This window comes from Peribacillus faecalis (assembly GCF_014712675.1).
In the GTDB taxonomy this organism is placed as follows: domain Bacteria; phylum Bacillota; class Bacilli; order Bacillales; family DSM-1321; genus Bacillus_AD; species Bacillus_AD faecalis.
The window spans coordinates 195826-215264 of sequence record NZ_JACXSI010000012.1; the positions used below are offsets into that span (position 1 = coordinate 195826).

Genomic DNA, 19439 nt, shown 5'->3' on the forward strand with positions numbered 1-19439 from the left:
AGGAATGTATATATGAATGCGAATTTAAATCGCTGGACAATTCTTTGCGCTTCAACGCTAATCAATCTTTGCGTTGGTGCCGTGTATGCTTTTAGTATTTTTGCACTTCCGTTAACGGCGGTATTTGATGTATCAATGGGAGAAATTATGATGGCATTTACAATCAATGCTGCAATCTCTCCAATCCCGATGATCCTTGGCGGTAAATTGAATGATAAAGGCCATGCGAAAACAGCAATTATTCTAGGTGGATCTATGTTCGGCCTTGGGTTTATTTTATCAGGCTTTGCTACTGCTCCTTGGATGCTTTACATTACTTACGGTTTAATTGCCGGAATCGGACAAGGTATCGTATATTCTTCAACAATCGGAAATACAGCTAAGCTATTCCCTGATAAACGCGGTTTAGCTGCTGGTATCGTAACAGCTGGTTACGGTGGAGGAACAATCTTCATTTCTCCAATCGCTAACTCTTTAATTGCAAGCAATGGTGTTCAATCTGCACTAATGACACTTGGTGGTGCTTTCTTAGTTATTATCTTAGGCTGCAGCTTCTTATTCAAAGCAGCTCCAGTTGGCTACATTCCAGAAGGGTGGACTCCTCCTGCTCAAGCTAAAAAAGGCGGCGTGAATATCCCTTGGAATGAAATGATTAAAAAACCAATCTTCTATTGTATTGCAGCATTGTTCCTAATCGGTGCTCTTTCAGGAATGATGGTTACATCTAACGCTTCTGTAATCGGTCAAACAATGTTCGGCCTAACAGCAGCATCTGCCGCTTTATATGTAAGTTTATATTCTTTCAGTAACTGTGTTGGACGTGTATTCTGGGGAGCTGTTTCCGATAAAATCGGACGCTTCAAATGCTTATTAATGATCTATGCAGTAATCGCAGCAATGATGTTAACAATTGCATTATCTACATCTGTAGTAGGATTTGTCGTTGCTATTGTCGGTATCGGCCTTTGCTTCGGCGGAACAATGGGTATCTTCCCTTCTATTGTTGGTGAGAAATTCGGTATGAAATATTATGGCGTGAACTACGGCGTAGTATTCATCGGTTATTCAGGTGCTGCATTCTTTGGACCTCGTATCGCTGCAAGCGTTGCGGCTTCAAACAACGGGGATTTCACAAATGCATTCTATATCGCACTAGCCATCTCATTAGTAGGTCTTGCATTAACATTCGTTTACCGTTCACTTGAAAATAAACATGAAGCAGAAAATCAAGCAACATCTAAAGCAGCTTAATTGCTTCTAGTTGATCCCTCAGCACTTAAGTTAGTGCTGAGGGATTCATGCCAAACATATACTATTAAAACTTTTGGGAGGAAACAACAATGAGTATTACACAATTATTAGGTATTAAATATCCAATTTTCCAAGGAGCAATGGCTCAAATCGCTCTATCACCATTAGTAGGAGCTGTATCAAATGCAGGTGGATTAGGAATCATCGGTTCTGGCGGATTCACGGCTGACCGTCTGCGCGACGAAATCCGCAAAACAAAAGAAATTACAGACAAGCCATTCGCAGTTAACTTAATGCTAATGATGCACAACATCCCTGAATTAGTAGATGTTATCATCGAAGAAGGCGTTAAAATCGTTACGACTGGTGCAGGTAACCCGGCTCCTTACATGGAAAAATTCAAGGCAAACGGAATTAAAGTTATTCCTGTAATCCCATCTGTTAAAATCGCTAAAAAAATGGAAGCAATTGGAGCTGACGCAGTTGTTGCTGAAGGAACTGAAGCTGGCGGACACGTTGGTGAAACAACAACAATGGCACTTCTTCCTCAAGTAGTAAGCGCAGTAAACATTCCTGTAATAGCTGCCGGCGGTATTGCTGACGGACGCGGTATCGCAGCTGCATTCGCTCTAGGTGCTCAAGGTGTTCAAGTGGGTACTCGATTCTTAACAACAGTAGAATGCCCAGTACATGAAAACTTCAAACAAGCTGTACTTGATGCAGACGATACATGCACAACTGTTACAGGACGCAGCCTTGGCGGTCCGGTACGAAGCATCAAAAACAGCATGATTGCAGAATTCTTGAAATTAGAAAGTGAAAGAGCATCTCGTGATGAATTAGAAAAACTTTCTTTAGGCTCTTTACGTAAAGCTGTTCTAGAAGGGGATACTGATCGCGGTTCTGTAATGGCCGGTCAAATTTGCGGTATGTGCAATGAGCTGACTACAGTAGAAGAAATGATCACAACTATGTTTGATGAAGCACAAGAAGTTTTAAACAAACTAGGAAACGTACAACTAGTTGAAGAAAAAGAATTAGTATTAGTTTAAAAACCGTTACCGGTCCTTCTTTAGTTACTGCACAAACATAATAGTTCCCGAACACTTAGTTCACACTCTACTATTATGTCAGTCAAAATCAAAGAAGGAGCCCTGCGGCACGTGTATAAGGTTGGATATCGAACTAAGTACAAAATCGGGGATGCTTCACAATCTGTGTAGCATCCCTTTTTCAATGCTAATCCCCAAATGAATTCCATATATTCACACAATCCAAAACTACTATCCTTACTTATAATAGAACTATGACAAAATTCATTTTTAGCGAAGGAACTAAAAAAGATGAGCCAACACGAACTTGAAATGTTAAATAATCAATATACAGAAGATAACCTCAATGATTCACCATCCACTCTTTTTGTTACAGATTCACAAGGAAATATATTAATATCCAATGAATTTACTGCCTTGACGGTAGGAATGCCGCTAGAAGAACTATTGAAATGCAATGTCCAAGATTTAGTGACAGAGGGCTATTACGATCGTTCTATTACGATGGAAGCTATCCGAAAAAAAGAAAGGGTATGCAAAACCGTTACGACGAACAAAGGCTTCAGTGTACTATCTACAGCAATTCCGATTTTATATAAAGATGGCGAAGTACAACTGATTGTCACGACCTCCAATAAATTGAAGAAGCCGGAATCCTCCGAGCTCATACCTCTTAAGGAAGAAATTCAAAAACTCGAAGAACAACATACAGAAGATGAAGAAGCTACCGAGATTGTCGCAGAAAGTTTGGCAATGAAGCAGATTCTCAAAGTATGTAATCAAATTGCCTCTTATAATAGTAAAGTATTGATATATGGAGAATCGGGTACAGGCAAGGAAGTTATAGCCAGATACCTTCATCGTAAAAGTTGCCGTGCTAACGAACCATTTATTGCAATCAATTGCGCTGCCATACCACCATCCCTCTTTGAATACGAATTATTCGGGCAGGAGCAAGGAGATATTGGAGAGTTTATCAATGAGAAACAGGGTATGTTTGAAGCAGCCAATGGCGGCACTCTTTTCCTTGATGAAATTTCCGAAATGCCTCTCGACTTGCAGGCTAAATTGTTGCGAGCCATCGAAACAAATGAAGTAAGAAGAATTGGCGGTATCACACATATCCCAATTAATTGCCGCATTATCGCTGCGACTAACCGCGATCTTTGGCAACTAGTTCGAAAAGGCCAATTCCGTGAGGATTTATATTATCGAATCAACGTCATACCAATTCACATTCCGCCTCTACGTAACCGTAAACTTGATCTTGTCGGTCTGATTTCTAGCTTTGTATCAGAATTCAACGAGAAATACAATAAGAAGTTCACTTTAAATGCCGAAGAATTCGATCATATGCTCTCTCTTAATTGGCCGGGAAATGCCCGCGAGTTGAAAAACTACATTGAAAGATTGGTCATTACCGATCAGCTTCAAATGCATAGATCAAAAGAGGAGCAAGTAGGCGATTGGTTTGCGCTTGATTTCTTCATAAAAAACAATGAAATGCACTTCGACTCTCTGAAAGACTTCACTGCCATTGTAGAGGGCCGATTCATATTGCAAGCTCTTTCTTCCAGCAATGGCAATGCTACAGAAGCAGCAGGCAAACTTGGAATACACCGCTCCGTTATCTATAGAAAACTTAAGAAAATGGAAGAAGTAATATCTAAAGCGTAAACATCCTTGACAGCGGACTCGTGTGGGTCTGCTGTTTTTATATTGCTGTACTCTAAAATTACTGGCGCTCTAAAATTTCGTTTCGCGCTCAATAACACCTATAAAATCCCCGTAATTAATTGCAATCTAGCATAGCAATAATTTTTTATAGATTCTTGCTTGTTTTCTTGCCATATCAGCTATATTTACTATTAGAGCTGTGCTATTTAGATAATAAAATCCCCTTTTCACATTTAACAAAAGGTCAGTTTTACTTCTTGCTTTTACCGTGACTCCACCTCTTCTCTCACCGCGATATCAGCTCCACAGTATTTCACGAAAAAAAGAAAAATTTAGTAAAAAACTCCTTGCAAAAGTGGAACTAGCATCTTATAATGTACTTAAGTGATAATAATTATCATTATCAAATAAATACAAACTAATTGGAGCCCCCCTCTTTTTAGTGCAATAATAGAGGCATTCTCAAAGAATTTTTCCCTTTCTTTGAGAATGCCTCTGTTTTTTCATAAGGTTATGTTAAACGCACTGTTGATTTCCACTGCGGGCGGACGCTTTCCGTGGGGCATGCGCCAATCCTCCTCGTCACTAACACTCCTGCGGTGTATCGGCCTACACGCTTCCCCCACAGGAGTCGCCGCCCTCCGTTCCAATCAACGAACAAAAATTGCGAAAATCAACAACAAAGAACAGAGCCTTTTATAAAAATATAGTAATAAGCAAAATTAAAACAATTGGTCCAATGCAAATTACATATCCGATTGGATTAGCAAAGTTCAGCGTCCAACCCACGCCAAAACGTTTCTCAACAAAGATGGACGGATCATTTCTATTAAAATAAAATAGCCCGCCTTTCCAATATGCATCCGATTCGTAATCTGCAATTTGCCCTCCAGAGTGTCCTTCAATCTGCGTATTTGATTTGCCGACCTTTACGGCCAAAAGAATGACTCCAAGCAATATGATGAATAAAAAAATCATCGGGACAATCATCATGACAGTGTCACCTACCAGGTTTCCATGAATAGTAGCCAACTGCAAAAATGACATTAAAATTGTTACTGCCACACTTGTAAATAACATGAAGATGCTCGTATTTTTACGCAATGTCAATTGACGGTTGCGGGAAGCATCCAGACTAGAGGGGCTCAGCTTAATACCTGAGTTTCTTTTGCCTTCATTAATACCAAGGAACATCAATTGCATCACCAATGTAACTAACAAAAGCGAAATAGCTGTAAAGGGATTTTTATCTGTAAAAGCATCCGGCTTACCATTTACACCCCAATGCGTCGGTATTTGATCAGGCAATAAATGATATTGGAAACTGGTGTAAATAATCAATCCGATTGTTACAATCATTGGCAGCACAAAAATATACCATGGCAGCACAGCATCTGCAGAACGCACCGATAAATCAGTTACCTTCACTTGCTTGAAATCGGCTCCCCAACCCTTCTCCGATTTTCTTTTCTTGATTTGAACGTGGAAGTTGAAATATAAAACAATACCAAGAAAAATAACCGCAAATTGAATGAACATACCGACTAATACAACTAAATCTTCTGCCGGTGTTTTCATATAAAACCATAATACATAGGGAATGAATACAACCAAAGTGAAAACAAACAGCAATGAACTATACCGTTTTTTATAAGAAAGCAACTTCTCATCTTTTAAATGCTCTTCTGGTATAACAACCCCAAATACAATCGTCTTTTTGACCAAATATGGTACAATCATCTGCAATCCTGTAAGACATATAATAATGGCTGCAAAAATGAAAAACGTCATTATCTTTTCCTCCTTACGTCTAATCTTTGTGTAATTGTCGCAAAAGCATTTGCAGCATCTCCTCCACTTCTTCATGTTTCATTCCTAATACAACCGCTTCAGCAACAACCGGCTCCATCATTTGCCGTAGTCTTTCATAGTGAACAACTTCATCAAACATTGTCGCCTTACATATAACAGCTCCTGATTTTGGAACAAGACTAATAATTCCTTTCTTCTCCAAAGCTTGATAACTTTTATGAACAGTGTGCATATTCACTCCGAGATCCGCCGCAAAAGCACGTACAGAAGGAAGGCTATCACCATGCTTTAATTCACCTTTTGCAATGCCTTTAATAATCTGATTCGTAAGCTGCATATAAATCGGTACTTCAGATTGAGAATCTATGTGAATGAGCATCATTTCACCCCTTTCTGTTCTATATTAAGTATAACAAAATTGTTCTAGTTAGAATAGAACAAACCCTTGAAATTGCCATAAAAAAAATGATCTCATACCAGAGATCACCTTTTCACTTATTCATCATCGCCGAATCATCCTTAGAAATGATTAATTCGGCAATTTTCGCGATTGGCAAATGCTTATCTGAACTCAAATTCCTTAATAATCTATATGCCTTCTCTTCTGGAACTTTTCGTTTTCTCATAATGATTCCTTTTGCTGTTTCAACACTCTTTCTTTCCTGTAAAGATAAATTCAGTGCCTTCAATTTCTTTTCGTATACTCTTTTCTCCTTAGCCTGAACAAGTGCGTTTTCTACAGCTGGAATTAGACTTATCTCATTTAATGAATTAGCTAAATATCCAAGCACATGAATTTTATTAACATCCCCAACCTGTTCTGCTTGGTCGGCTGAACATATTAGCAAACTGGGTATCCGGTATGCTTTATAAATAATACCGCTTGCTTTCAAGCCATTTAGTTTTGGCAATTCTGTCTTCATCAAGATTAGATCGGGCCTTAATTCATATGCTAGTTTAATAGCCTGCTCCCCATTCCACGCATGACCTACTACATCAAATCCTGCAGTTGTCAACCAACCAGTCCATTCACTTACTAATTCATCATCTACTACTAAAAGTCTCCTGCTCATTCCTTACACCCACCTAAAGAAAATGACTTATTTAGCCCCAGTAAAATTGATTGCAAAAACAAGTACGAATCAAAACCTAACAAAGAATTTAAATAAAAATGTGCGTTTTCATTATATCAAGCCTATCAGTTCCGCATTTAATAAAAGGAGTATTTCAGGAGGTGATGTGTATATGTCTAAACATTCCAAATCCAAACATCGTGTACTTGGCTTTATTTCAACAAGTTTCTCTGAAACCGCTGGGTTAATATTACCAGCTAATGCTTTAGTTCCGTTAACCAGTCAAATCTTTGCATTAAATATCAACATCGCGCCATTGGGCGGGCTAATCATTCAAAAAGCTGGAACTTACGGTATTACATTTAACGGAAATTCCTCAATACCTGCTACATTTCAAATTTTTGCGAAGGATCGGCTTATTGCTTCTGTTTCAAACCTTCCAGAATCTGCTTTAACGAAAGTGGCAGATATTACAGCATATTTGGCTGAGAATGAGATATTGTATGTGAAAACAGCTGATGGAATCACCCTTTCAGACGCCAACTTAACTGCTGCAAGACTGCATTAAAATTCGATTAAAAATGAGATGGAGGTTATTTAACGATGTCGAATTCAAGTTCAAAACGACGCTCACGACGCTCGTATAAAGTGTTGGTATATGCTTCATATATTTCACCAACACCTGCAATAGCTATTCCTGCTAATTCAGCTATTCCTTTTAATAATCAAGTTTTCGCTAAAAATGCTACAGTTAATCCCCCTTTTGGAATTCTAATTCAGGAATCCGGTATATATGGTATTACCTTCAACGTCACCTTGGCTGCGATTACTGCAGAGACAACCACTTTTGAGATTTTTAGGAATAATACACCGATTGCGACAGTGACCGTACCGACTACTTCTACCGTTGCGAAAGTGGCAACTATTGATTTCCTGAGATGCGGAGATATTCTTTCTGTACGCACTCCAACAGGAGCAACAGTACTCGATGCTAACCTAACTGCTGCAAAAATTGACTAAAAGCGATATGTCATATTTTATAACACGTTTTTTCTATCCTCTGTTAGACAGCAATAATTTATGAACCAATTATAAATAAAAATACATTTATTGTCAATTAAGTCATCATTTTCATGTCACCTTTCGTTACATTATTACTTTCAGACACAAAAAAAGAACTAAAACTAAAAATCAGCCTTAGTCCTTTTCAAATAATCTTTAAGGTTGCTCGTATACCGTTGCACTTCTTTTCAGAAATGCTGCGAATTTTGCGCGTGTGGTATTGGCTCCTGGACGATATTAACCTTTTACGTTTATTGCGTTGTTCAAAACTAATGTTTCCACATAAGGTCTTGCCCAACTGTTTACTTGTACATCTGTAAACGTTTAGGTGTGCTGCCCGTCATTTCGCACGCATATAGTAATTACCTTTCGCCGGTCCTTTTTCATCATGAAATATATGCTTTTTATCATACAAAAAGCCAGACATGATGTCCGGCTTACGTTCCGCAATATGTTTTATAAGGCTCGTCTGGTTTATCCGGAAGAGTGCAATACTCTTCCTGTGCCGCTTCATAAGCATATGGATTTGAAAGAATGTGAAGCAGCTTTTCCATTACTGCATTGTTCCCGTCCATTGCTGCAGCAAGCGCTTCTTCAACGCGATGATTACGAGGGATAACTGTCGGATTGCTCGCTTTCATTTGTGCTTGTATTGCTTCCTTTGTTCGCTCTTGTCTTTCAAGACGTGCTTGCCATTTTTCATACCAGTGCTTAAATTCTTTCCCTGAAAGAGGGGTACTTTCCATTCTCTGAAGCGTCAAGCCGCGGAATGTATTTGTATAGTCCGCCTTTTGCTTTTGCATCAACTCTAACAGTTCATCGACAAGCACCTGGTCTTTTTCTTCCTCATTAAGAATTCCAAGCTTAGCTCGATAACCCGCGAGCATCTGGCTTTCAAATAAAGAAGGAAATTTTGAAAGCGCATTTTCGGCCAGTTTAATCGCTTCTTCTTGCTCCTCATGAATGAGAGGCACAAGACTTTCCGCTAATCGCGCCAAATTCCAAACCGCTATATAAGGCTGATTACCATATGCATACCGCCCTTGATGATCAATCGAGCTAAAAACAGTAGCCGGATCATACGTATCCATAAACGCGCACGGACCGTAGTCAATTGTTTCACCGCTAATTGTCATATTGTCTGTATTCATGACTCCATGTATAAAGCCGACAAGCTGCCATTTGGCAATTAAACTCGCCTGGCGACTGATTACTTCCTGAAGAAAAGCAAGATAACGATTATCCACATTCTCCACTTGCGGATAGTGCCGCTTTATCGCATAGTCAGCAAGCATACGAATATCTTCCGTTTTTCCAAATCGGGCCACATATTCAAAAGTGCCGACACGTAGATGACTGTCAGCAATTCGCGTTAACACAGCTCCAGGAAGCATCTCCTCCCTCACAACCTCCTCCCCGGTATTCACTACAGCGAGACTGCGGGTTGTCGGAATACCAAGCCCATGCATTGCCTCACTGATAATATACTCACGCAACATAGGTCCGAGTGCAGCCCGACCATCACCACCGCGGGAATACGGTGTGCGGCCAGCCCCTTTCAACTGGATATCAACCCGTTTGCCATCCGGCGTCATCTGCTCGCCAAGTAAAATCGCGCGCCCATCACCAAGCATCGTGAAATAGCCGAATTGATGCCCAGCATATGCTTGCGCTAACGGTTCTGCCCCTTCAGGAATATTATTGCCTGAAAAAATCTCCGCTCCTTCAGTTACTAGTTTGTCTGCATCCAAACCGAGTAATCTCGCTAACGGCTCATTAAACACAACCAGCTCCGGTGCTTCTGCAGCAGTCGGCATCACTGCGTTATAAAAGAGCCCCGGCAAACGTGCATAACTATTATCAAAGTTCCATCCTGTCTTTGTCATAATATCCCCTTTCGTTTGTTCATCTTTTCCTTATTATAGCCTTGCAAGCAGTTATTATATGTTTTAAAGACTTAGACAAATTACGGATTGAATTAGCTGTTTGAGAAAATCCTCCAAGGGTATTGGTTATTAATGCTTTTAATACAACATGAAGGGAGCATGACATTGTGGAAAGAGAAAGAATTGATTTGCCGATGGGCGAATTTGTGACGATTACCGTGGTGGAAGGTAATGTAAAAGGTGTATATACCGATTTATATGGAAATAATACAAAGTTTGATATAATCGGGGATTTATTTCTATCCGAGAACTCAATCAGTCCCGAAATCCGTCATTGTATTATCGAAAGCATTAACAATAGGAAAATGGAACAATTAGAAGACGATGATATAAAAAAATTAATCAATGTCTTTTATGCAATAAGAGACCAAGGTACCGTCATTATGCATGGAGAAAATCCTTTATATTTGCCCGACCAATTAGAAGAAGTCGACTTTGAAACAAAATTTGTCGATGCGACAAATTTCACGCAGTTTTTGATCACACAAATCATCGAAGCAATCGATAACAATGAAGAAGAAGCCATCGCAATCTTGAACGGGCTGATTCAAGATTATGCTTTTTACATTCAAGATGTATTGGAAAACGGACAAGAACGGCACTTCTCTGAAATGGTGCAAGACTGGATCAGCAGCGAAGAATGAGAAAAAACACCATCTATCCTTTTAGATGGTGTTTTTTCTTGTTCATTTTAATGAAAGCAAACTTCTGTTTATTTTTTCTCTTTAATGACAATATCATCTTTTTTAAAAAGAAAAAAATAAGCTACAATGATTCTAAATGAAAGGCTTACAATCAAATAAAAATAACACTATATGAAAAATCATAGGAGACAATACATGACTGAATTAACATCACTTACCTCAGCAGAAAATTTTATTAAGGATCATCAGTTTAGTTTTATATACGTATCAAGAACTAATTGCGGGGTATGCCATGCACTGTTGCCTCAGCTGAAGCGTTTACTGGAAGAATTTCCATCAATACAGTTAGGCTATATAAATGCAGATAATGTCGAAGAAATAGCAGGATACTTATCAATTTTTACTGTACCGGCACTGCTTTTATTTGTAGATGGCAAAGAAATGATAAGAGAAGCCCGATTTGTACACATGCAGGCTTTACAAGAAAAGATAAGCAAAATTTATACAATGGTTAACGGGGATTCGGACTAAAGCGAGACGATTGAGTATTTTATGAGTATCGAAGGGGGTCGCACACTTTACGAGCAAAATAAAAAGCCGCACCCCCTTGATACACAAGGACTTGCGGCCTCCATAAAAGATGATTCCGACTGGGTTCGAACCAGCGACCTCTACCCTGTCAATTTTGTTTGATGAATTAAGCTCTATTAAATACCTTCATAGATGCTTGATTTAATAAGGTTTTCAAGGTGTTGAAACAAAATCAGTTAAATAAATTTAACTCAGAAAAATAATTCTGTGAGCATTTTTGTGAGCATTTGGTTAGCAAGTGGTCTGTTATATCAAAAACAAATAATACAGTATATAACACAAAATATGAGACCTCAATCTATATGTGTGAAGTGTATGTGGCAACACAGAAGATATTGGTGGGTTTATCAACTATCTTAAATGATATAGGTTCTTAAAGTTGTTTCAAAAAGGCTCTGTTCGCAATCAATGTTGTTAATAAAGAGCCTTATTTTTACTATCTCTCTTATTCCGCTAACGCCCCCATTAGTTTAAGTACAAACCTTCACAATCTTAGTTTCTTATATGTACTGCACAATTGTTTTTAGTAAATTTGCACAAACAAGCCATTTTAGGTTTTACATTTTTATTAAATCTAAAATATCTTTTGGTTCTTTTAATATAAAGTCTGCCGATTCAAATCCTTCAGTTTTTTTAGAACCCCATAAAGCAAGGGCGAACTTCACACCAGCACTCTTCGCACATTGCATATCATAAATTGAATCTCCAATATATACTGCTTCATTATTGGTGGCATTCAATCTCTCTAAACAAACTAATATCGGTTCAGGATGTGGTTTATGGTTTTTAGTATCAGTTGCACAAATAATACATTCGAAATGGCTACTAATTCCAAATGGTTCAAACTCATCAATTACTTCTTGTTTTGTTTTAGATGTTACAATACCTGTTCTGATTGGACTTGCTGATACAGCTTCGATAACTTCTTTTAAACCCTTGAATATCTGTACTTCTTGAGAAAATTCTAATACAGTTTGTGACCACTTCGAATTTACTCTTTCTATATCAAATATTTCTAGTCTTTTTAATGTTTCTATTCCTGGAATTCCTAAGGCAAATCTTAAATCATCCTGTTGGTAATCTCGCCCTTCTTCTTTTAAGATTTTTTGTAAAGAATTTAATATAGCTTTTTCAGTATCTAAGATAGTTCCATCTACGTCAAAAATTACATACTTAAACAACTTTTATCCCTCCTTAGCTTCTACTTAATTATAAGCGTTTTACGATAATAATATAATGAACTATTCTTGAACTAACCTGCTTCTTTAGTTCAAAAAGAAAAAGTTGCCCATATGACAGCTTTATTCTTTTGCTATTGCGCTCATTATTTGCAGAAAATTATTCAAACATTAAAATTTTAGGATCTTTTTTGTAACAGTGTACAAGCATTGCGTGTAATTGCCCTCTGTGATGATAAACGTGTGCTAATATCTCTAATAACCATTCATACCTTGTAAAAGCCAAACCCCAGAATGAAGTTGTTTGAGATAGGAGTTCTGTATCCGATAAATTCATATAATTATTTTTTAATAATCTAAAATTAGTAATTAACCCATCTTCTATTGATTCTAAAGTTTTATATGAGACATTAGAATAAAACTTTTCCATCTCTTCTTGGGTTGCTCCATTAGAAATATGCCAGTCTGCTTCACATATTACTGCTATGTGTTCCAACAATTCCCCGATAGACTGCTTATTAAATGTCGGTCTTTTTTGTAAATCGTCAACTTCTAATTTATTTATTATTTCAATTATTGTTTTGACAGCTACTTCAATTTGATGTAAAACACTTTCACAATTCATAAATTCCTCCTTGTTAAACTATAGTGCTCCTTTTCTTCAATAAGGAGTTCAACATAAAAAGGCATTAATCCTTCCAGGATCAATGCCTCGTTAGCTGAAAAAATAAATGGTCCTGTCTAGCAATCCTCTTGTATCAACTCTTGCACCCATAAGTTTTATGAATTTCATACTTTGATTGATAAAAATGTATTTAGCTTATCATTGAATACATTTTCCTCAAGCCATTCTTTAATTTCGTCTTCAACTTTTTCTCTATGTTTAGCTTCATCTTCAGTAAAAACATATTCATCATCGCTTCGTGCTCTTGCTTCTGCTACTTTCAAAATCTTTTCAAAAAATCTCCTTGCTTCTTTTTTCGCAATTTCATTTTCAGCGTCCATTCTTTCAGTCAAAGTTGTATTCACATTGTCCAATAAAGTGATACCTTTATAAAGAAGATACAATCCAGCATAAAGTTTTCTTTCTTCTTGTTCCGTAAATTTAATTGCCAACAATAATCACCTCTTTAAAGAATTTCACCCCATCCTTGTTCAACTAACCTTCTTCGTTTGTGGAATAATCTAAAAGAGCTGATTACAGCAAAAGGAAAGCCCAAGAAACTCTCCCAATTTATTTGTCTTTTACATTTTTTCTTTATTTTGCTCTCTCAAATAGTACAAAGCCTCTATTATTATTCCTAGCTCTAGCAAGAAATACTTCGTTAATATCTATTATTTAAAATTAATTTTTATAGAACATAAATTACAAATTGTACCGATATTTTTTTATCAGCAAGTAAAACGTTTAGTGTTTAAATTTCGGTAGTTTGTCCATACTAATAACATATTTTTCGGTTTTTCATACATATTGGTATACCGTTCTGGATAAACAATCGAAATATTAAGTGAAGAATTTCCTTATATAAAGGGATATAGAATGAATTGTTACTATTAAAATGAATGCTGGATAACTAAGTTCGGTAGTCTATCCAGCAATAACATTTTAGTTTCGGTAATTCATCCATTGATAGCGGGAACAAATTCTGAGAAGATGTTGGTTTTATAATTAATATGAGACTCACGTTTCGGTGAAAGTAAGATTTGATCAACAAAATAAAGAATGATTAACCGTTTTTCTACCAAGTCTAGCTGTTGATGCAAAATCAAATGAAATCTAGAGAAAAATTGATTGGATTCAATGGCTTTAAGCGTTTCATTTAAGTTTTCTATGCAACATTGTTGTTCATTTAATTTCTCCCGATAATGTTCAATCGAAGATAAAATCTGTAATTCTAATTCTCTATCTTCCAAGTCCTTAGCTAAGACTAACTTTTTTGTTAGATTTTCGATTCGATTTTCTGTTTCAATGATCATCTCACTAACATCATAAATCATATGATGGAGAAGTTCTTTTGTTTCTTCGTTGATTTGTTTTTTTACCACAAGTTTGCCAACACGGTCTAAAATCATTGGCAAAAATCTTTCGTGCAATTCCGTAGCACTGACTTTATAATTGCATTCTTTACAAATATAGTTTTGATAATGGTATTGTACGCCGTTGCGTTTGGTTGAACTGTTCTTAGTATCCATTATCTTATGACATTCCTGACAAGTTATTTTATTTAAAAAGAGGAATGGTGTATCTAGTCTTCCATATTTCTTTTGCAAAAGAATATTTTGTCGTTGTAATTGTAGTAGGAAGTCATCCACAATTGGTTCGTGAACATCTTCAAATAAAAAGATTTTCTGGCCGTCTTTCCGTTTTGGAATATGCCATTTTAAATTTCCTATATAAACTGGATTTTTAATGATATTTTCTATTGTGCTAGAACCCCATTCTTTTCCCCTAGGAGAAGGGATAGCCGCTTCATTTAATAGTGAAGCTATTTTTAATAAAGAATGCCCCCAACTATGTAAAAAGAAAATAAATGAAACAATTATGGCGTTTTCATTTGGATACAATTTTTTGCTCATTTGATTATAGCCAAATGGTGTTTTGGAGCCTGGACGAATAACTGAATCTTGGATTAAGTCATTAACTATGCTTCCTATTGCTCGTTCTGATTTCACTTCCGATTCGTGCTGAAACAATAAAAAACTCATTTTTATTTCCATACTTTCAGGGTCAATTGGTTCATTTGATTTTGTTGTATAGATTTCTAAACTAGGAAGTTTTTTTAGTAATGGTCGATAAAAATCTATTGTAAAAGAATAACCAGTTCGATCCATCCGGGAAACATCGTGAAAAATAACTGTTGGAATCTTTAATTCAATCATTTTTTCACTTAATCTCATCAGTTCCTTACGTTGATCAGCACGTTTAGAATACGCACTTGTAACATCCTCGATAAAAATTAGTTCATCTGGAACAACTATGTTGTTTCGTTTTGCGAATTCTTGAATGTGCTGCTTTTGGATTTCAATACTATTATTTTGCTGCTGTTTGTAGGAGGACCGGCGAATATATCCAAAGCTTATTTTCATTAACTTTCACCCTTTTCGAAAATATATTGTTCTTGGATTTTACTTATATAATCAAATTTATTAATTACAAGATTTACCTCATTTTGATAAACGTATATTTGTTCTATTAACATTGAAAAGAGAAAATAAGCATTGGAAACCTTACTATTAATGAGATAATCTTTAATTAGCTTTACAATATTTTCATTATCAATTAATAGTTTTTCAGTTGACCTAATTTCTGCTAGTGAATTTTCAACCTTACTTTCTATATTTGCTAATTCCTGATAACGAGGATGCTCTCTCCAATTCTGTAGATTGTCATTGTGAATGATGATTTCTTCTAAAATGTTGTTCTTATTCTTCTTATGTATCTTCAAATCATCTTCTAGAAGTCTTTTAAATTTTTTAAAATACTGCTTTGAATCCTTAACTAGCTGATTAAAATCAAAGTTGTCAATAATATTATTCAGTGATTGGTCTATGATAGATGAAAGATCATCCGTTGTAACTTCTATTTTTATATGTTTTCTTGAACAAGTATAAAAAGAGGTTTCCGATGCAGTTTTGAAACGATAATTCATCGGTTTTTGACAAATACCGCAAATTGGTTTATATATATTGTTTTCTTTTAGGATGGAACGAGTTTCTATATATTTTGTAATGCAGGAATTGCCACTTTTCAATTTGTTAAATTGAGTTAATGATATATATGGATCGACGTGATGAAGTTTATTTTTACCTGTGAATAAGTCGTATCCGGAATAAAACGGATCCCCGATAATTCTTAAAAGAGTGTCTGTTGTAGTATTGAGATCCTTTTTATACTTTTTTAATAGTCTTTCTATCTCGATGAAGTCTGAGACCTCAGCTATTTCAGTGAAGTACTGTTTTAAAAGGGTAGCGTTATTCGGATTCTTTATGTATTGTTTAGTATTTATTTCTTTTATATAACCTAACTTTTGAGCGGGATATCTTCTTCTTGCTTCTTCCGTTCTACGAGCGATATTTTTCCCTTCAAAGTCTCCAACAATATTTAAAACACCTTCAACTAGTAGATTATCAGTTGCTTGTAGATGTCCGTTACCAGTAGAGGTAAAAAATATACGGACATTCTTTCTTCTACAGATAGAAACAAAATAATTTGCTTCATAAAAGTCCCGAAACAGTCGAGAGCGATCGAATGCGTAGATTGTATCTACTTGATTGTTAAGAATCATACAAATTACTTTCATCATTTCTGGACGTTCAGATATTTTTAGTTTGTTTGCAGAAACATCGTTTTCATCAATAATCATTATTTCTTTAGGAAGGTATTGTTGACGATAAGGGGCATCGGCAGATTCTTGCATTGCTAAATCTTGACCTTTTGAACTTACACGACGCACAAAAATTTTGTATTTATTTTCCACTTTTATCTTCCTCATTTCTAGCTTTAGTCAAAGCTTGATGCAGTAATCTTGCTCTAAGCTGATAGGATACATCTAACTGTTCAACAATAATACGTTGGATTAGCAGTTGAATCCATTTATTAGTTGCACCATTATTTTCTGAACTAGTATATAAATGAACTTTTCTTCGCATAAATCACACCTCCGACTAATAGCATTGACGGAATAAGTTATGATTTATACATTTTTTCGAAAAATCAATTAACAACAATCTATTAAATAATATTAGTTAGAATCAGAATCACCGAAATCTAAATCAAAACGTAATTGAACAGCTTCCTTCTTTTTAGAATGCTTGATAAGGATTTGAATCATTCCTTTTTGTTGTCCGGGAAAAGGTTTAAGCTCCTTTTTCTTCACTACTATCACCCCTTTGTATATAATCTAGGAAACTATTTAATTGAAATGAGGAAAGATGTCCATTTTCTTCAATTTGTTTAAGCTTTTCTATTAGTTCCAAAATGGAAGGTTTTTCAATGCATTTAGGAGCTTTTTCTTCAAACTCTGTAATTTTATAATTGTAGATCTTTGCTCCACCTTTGAATGTATTTCCTTCTGTGCCCTCTAGACGAGTTACTTTCATATGTAATATCACCCTTTGCTGTAATTTGGATAAGTTATTATTTTTGTATTCGAATTATATTCAACTTGAAATAAAAAAAACAATAGGCGAGAAGAAAAAATATAAATTTTTATGAATATTTCAAACGAATAGTTTTAACGAGATTTTGATGATTTCAAGTGCATTGAAAAATAAAGGTGATAAAGATTAGGATTCAGTGTTACCAAGTCTGCAAAAATAGAAAAGATACTTACTCTATCTTGGATTATGTTTTGTTAGATTAGTTATTCTAGCTAATGGTGAGATTATTGGTTAATTCCAGAAATCCACATAATATTGTTATACGATTAAATATAAATATCGTTATTGGGAATTTATACACGTTAACTAATAGGAGCAATACTGAAGATCAAGGCTGTCAAATTGACGATCTTTTCTTATGCTGCTAGAGGAAAAGGTTAGCATACAAGACCGCTTTTTTGCAGATATTCTCTGTGAACGTGGAATTGTAACTTGTAATTCTAAAAATATTTTAGAGAAAGAAGGTTATTCTAATGGTTTGTCACGGGGCAGTAATCCATTAGAAGCTATGCTTGCGGCTTAAAACTGATAAAAAATCCAAAAAGAAAACCACCCGCAAGCCCGCTAAGTAAGAGTGGTTTTCAAAAGTAAGGCTGGTCTTCTAGAAATAAACGTAGGATGTTCATCATCCTATACTTATTTATAGCCATATTATACCAAACCTATTCCTCCCTCTTTAGATATAACTCTTTCCAGGGCAAGTAATATCTTATGTCTCCAATAGAAGGCGGTACTCAAATGGATTTTAACTTCTTTATGATAGCTCTTAGCGAATATCCCTCCACCATCATTTCAATATATTTGAACCATTTATGAGGATATTTAGTACCAGTCATATCATTAAACGATTTACCACAATCCTTTCAAAGATAACTCTAACAAGCTTTATATGTACCATTTCATTACAAAGCATTATTGTTCTTGTTTAGTAGCTTTTTGACTAACCTGATATATGGTGGTGAAGCCCAGAATTCACCCTTCACTTTAAGGGTAGAATTCGGCATTAATAGAAAACTCCTGTTTTGCGTTTGGAGCCGCCGTTATTTTGTAGTACCAGTAATGCATCTTATGCACTCTGAGTCGCCCAGGTCTCGCTTTACCAACCGTTTCACCACGAAACGTACTACAACCCACCTTGCAAATTGCAACGAGCACGGGATGTTTGATTCCTAATAACTAAATGGAAGAAGTATTAGGATCAATCTGGGTATCTAATTCCCTTCTAACGGGAGACATCACGATGGTAAGTCGTGAGCGAGATTGACGGGAAACTCTAACAATTTTTTATCGTCTTTTTTGCATTCTCTAATCGCCTACCGATAGATGAATGAGCACACTGCCAGTTATATTAAATTTTTTCTTCGATGTTAGATGACCTAAATCAAAAAGATTATGATTCTCTCTTAAATTCATAAATCATAAATGATTTCTCATCCTAATTTTAATTTCAAGAAAATAATTGTTTCCCTTGTTACATTAGATAAAATTTTTTATCATATCATTTTGGTGTTCTTAGAAAATAAGAAAACAAGATTATTTTTATAGTATATAGTTACTACATATCTTTTACTTTCTCCTTGAAGGAATATGCTGATGGACTTAATATTAAATTAATTTAAAGTATATTGTCCCAAAATGGAATTATGGTATGGAGATTATTAAAGAAGAAATTTAAAAAAGACACAGGAATTTATTTAGGTAGAAGCTTCTACGGAAGAGCCTTTTTTATAAGACCCTGTTCGTAAATATTGTTGCTAACGACTAAAAAAAGAGACAGCTTTCTCTTGAAATGTACCCTTTGTAAAGGACATTTATAAAAAAGGACAGTTAGGCTGCCTGAATAAGATGATCTCTGTACTGAACAGGGGTCATCTTATTTAAATTCCATTGATACCTGTAATGATTGTAGTAAGTCATATATCTTTTGATTTCACGTTTCAACTCATCAAAAGATACGCACGCTTTGATAGAAGCTTCATCCTTAAAATGCCCA

Annotated in this window: 20 protein-coding genes and 1 pseudogene; 7 read left to right on the forward strand and 14 right to left on the reverse strand. The window is 35.8% G+C overall.

Features of this window, described 5'->3' with window-relative positions:
- Nucleotides 1–12: 12 nt before the first annotated feature.
- The 3 genes from IEO70_RS06655 to IEO70_RS06665 all read left to right on the forward strand — a co-directional run bounded on the left by IEO70_RS06655 (nucleotide 13) and on the right by IEO70_RS06665 (nucleotide 3980).
- Nucleotides 13–1251, forward strand: a complete 1239-nt coding sequence (locus tag IEO70_RS06655; RefSeq protein WP_190997580.1) for an L-lactate MFS transporter — start codon at nucleotides 13–15, stop codon at nucleotides 1249–1251.
- A gap of 89 nt (nucleotides 1252–1340) precedes the next feature.
- Entirely contained in the window at nucleotides 1341–2303 is a 963-nt protein-coding gene (locus IEO70_RS06660; RefSeq protein WP_190997581.1) for a DUF561 domain-containing protein, read from the forward strand.
- Nucleotides 2304–2594: 291 nt separating this feature from the next.
- Nucleotides 2595–3980 (forward strand): sigma-54 interaction domain-containing protein, encoded by a 1386-nt coding sequence (locus IEO70_RS06665; protein ID WP_235973511.1) that lies wholly within the window; start codon nucleotides 2595–2597, stop codon nucleotides 3978–3980.
- Between the two features lie 696 nt (nucleotides 3981–4676).
- Here the strand turns inward: IEO70_RS06665 and IEO70_RS06670 are convergent.
- The 3 genes from IEO70_RS06670 to IEO70_RS06680 all read right to left on the reverse strand — a co-directional run bounded on the left by IEO70_RS06670 (nucleotide 4677) and on the right by IEO70_RS06680 (nucleotide 6865).
- Entirely contained in the window at nucleotides 4677–5771 is a 1095-nt protein-coding gene (locus tag IEO70_RS06670) for a DUF1648 domain-containing protein (protein WP_190997582.1), read from the reverse strand.
- 19 nt (nucleotides 5772–5790) lie between these two features.
- Nucleotides 5791–6174, reverse strand: coding sequence for a GntR family transcriptional regulator (locus IEO70_RS06675; protein ID WP_328820883.1), 384 nt, complete (start codon nucleotides 6172–6174; stop codon nucleotides 5791–5793).
- Between the two features lie 109 nt (nucleotides 6175–6283).
- Nucleotides 6284–6865 (reverse strand): ANTAR domain-containing response regulator, encoded by a 582-nt coding sequence (locus IEO70_RS06680; protein WP_190997583.1) that lies wholly within the window; start codon nucleotides 6863–6865, stop codon nucleotides 6284–6286.
- Between the two features lie 172 nt (nucleotides 6866–7037).
- Between IEO70_RS06680 and IEO70_RS06685 the strand changes: the two genes are divergently transcribed.
- Entirely contained in the window at nucleotides 7038–7433 is a 396-nt protein-coding gene (locus IEO70_RS06685) for a hypothetical protein (protein WP_190997584.1), read from the forward strand.
- Between the two features lie 35 nt (nucleotides 7434–7468).
- The gene (locus IEO70_RS06690; RefSeq protein ID WP_190997585.1) at nucleotides 7469–7885 is read left to right on the forward strand and encodes a hypothetical protein; all 417 of its coding nucleotides are present in this window, start codon (nucleotides 7469–7471) and stop codon (nucleotides 7883–7885) included.
- Between the two features lie 479 nt (nucleotides 7886–8364).
- Here IEO70_RS06690 and IEO70_RS06695 read toward each other — a convergent pair whose 3' ends face one another.
- Entirely contained in the window at nucleotides 8365–9813 is a 1449-nt protein-coding gene (locus tag IEO70_RS06695) for a protein adenylyltransferase SelO (RefSeq protein ID WP_190997586.1), read from the reverse strand.
- Between the two features lie 167 nt (nucleotides 9814–9980).
- Here IEO70_RS06695 and IEO70_RS06700 point away from each other — a divergent pair, with 167 nt between their 5' ends.
- A complete protein-coding gene (locus tag IEO70_RS06700; RefSeq protein WP_190997587.1) occupies nucleotides 9981–10517 on the forward strand; it encodes a hypothetical protein in 537 nt (178 codons plus the stop codon).
- A gap of 195 nt (nucleotides 10518–10712) precedes the next feature.
- Nucleotides 10713–11048, forward strand: a complete 336-nt coding sequence (locus tag IEO70_RS06705) for a thioredoxin family protein (protein WP_190997588.1) — start codon at nucleotides 10713–10715, stop codon at nucleotides 11046–11048.
- Between the two features lie 617 nt (nucleotides 11049–11665).
- On the opposite strand, the gene IEO70_RS06710 is transcribed toward IEO70_RS06705, so the two are convergent.
- From IEO70_RS06710 to IEO70_RS06750, 10 genes and pseudogenes are all read right to left on the reverse strand, one after another.
- Nucleotides 11666–12289 carry an HAD family hydrolase gene (locus tag IEO70_RS06710; RefSeq protein WP_190997589.1) on the reverse strand — a complete coding sequence of 208 codons (624 nt, stop codon included), beginning with the start codon at nucleotides 12287–12289 and terminating at the stop codon, nucleotides 11666–11668.
- Nucleotides 12290–12446: 157 nt separating this feature from the next.
- The gene (locus IEO70_RS06715; RefSeq protein ID WP_190997590.1) at nucleotides 12447–12911 is read right to left on the reverse strand and encodes a DinB family protein; all 465 of its coding nucleotides are present in this window, start codon (nucleotides 12909–12911) and stop codon (nucleotides 12447–12449) included.
- Nucleotides 12912–13075: 164 nt separating this feature from the next.
- Complete coding sequence (locus IEO70_RS06720) at nucleotides 13076–13402, reverse strand: hypothetical protein (protein WP_190997591.1); 327 nt, start codon at nucleotides 13400–13402, stop codon at nucleotides 13076–13078.
- Nucleotides 13403–13906: 504 nt separating this feature from the next.
- Nucleotides 13907–15373: a recombinase family protein gene (locus IEO70_RS06725; RefSeq protein WP_190997592.1), complete on the reverse strand. Its 1467-nt coding sequence runs from the start codon at nucleotides 15371–15373 to the stop codon at nucleotides 13907–13909.
- Nucleotides 15373–16764, reverse strand: coding sequence for a recombinase family protein (locus IEO70_RS06730; RefSeq protein ID WP_190997593.1), 1392 nt, complete (start codon nucleotides 16762–16764; stop codon nucleotides 15373–15375). The genes IEO70_RS06725 and IEO70_RS06730 overlap by 1 nt, the downstream gene beginning before the upstream one ends.
- Nucleotides 16754–16936 (reverse strand): hypothetical protein, encoded by a 183-nt coding sequence (locus IEO70_RS06735; protein WP_190997594.1) that lies wholly within the window; start codon nucleotides 16934–16936, stop codon nucleotides 16754–16756. The genes IEO70_RS06730 and IEO70_RS06735 overlap by 11 nt, the downstream gene beginning before the upstream one ends.
- A gap of 92 nt (nucleotides 16937–17028) precedes the next feature.
- Nucleotides 17029–17163, reverse strand: coding sequence for a hypothetical protein (locus tag IEO70_RS20185; RefSeq protein WP_268938719.1), 135 nt, complete (start codon nucleotides 17161–17163; stop codon nucleotides 17029–17031).
- Complete coding sequence (locus IEO70_RS06740) at nucleotides 17144–17386, reverse strand: hypothetical protein (RefSeq protein WP_190997595.1); 243 nt, start codon at nucleotides 17384–17386, stop codon at nucleotides 17144–17146. The genes IEO70_RS20185 and IEO70_RS06740 overlap by 20 nt, the downstream gene beginning before the upstream one ends.
- 753 nt (nucleotides 17387–18139) lie before the next feature.
- Nucleotides 18140–18309, reverse strand: a pseudogene (locus IEO70_RS06745) (transposase); the annotation flags it as partial.
- Between the two features lie 964 nt (nucleotides 18310–19273).
- On the reverse strand, nucleotides 19274–19439 hold a 166-nt coding region (locus tag IEO70_RS06750), incomplete at its 5' end, for an IS3 family transposase (RefSeq protein ID WP_190997596.1).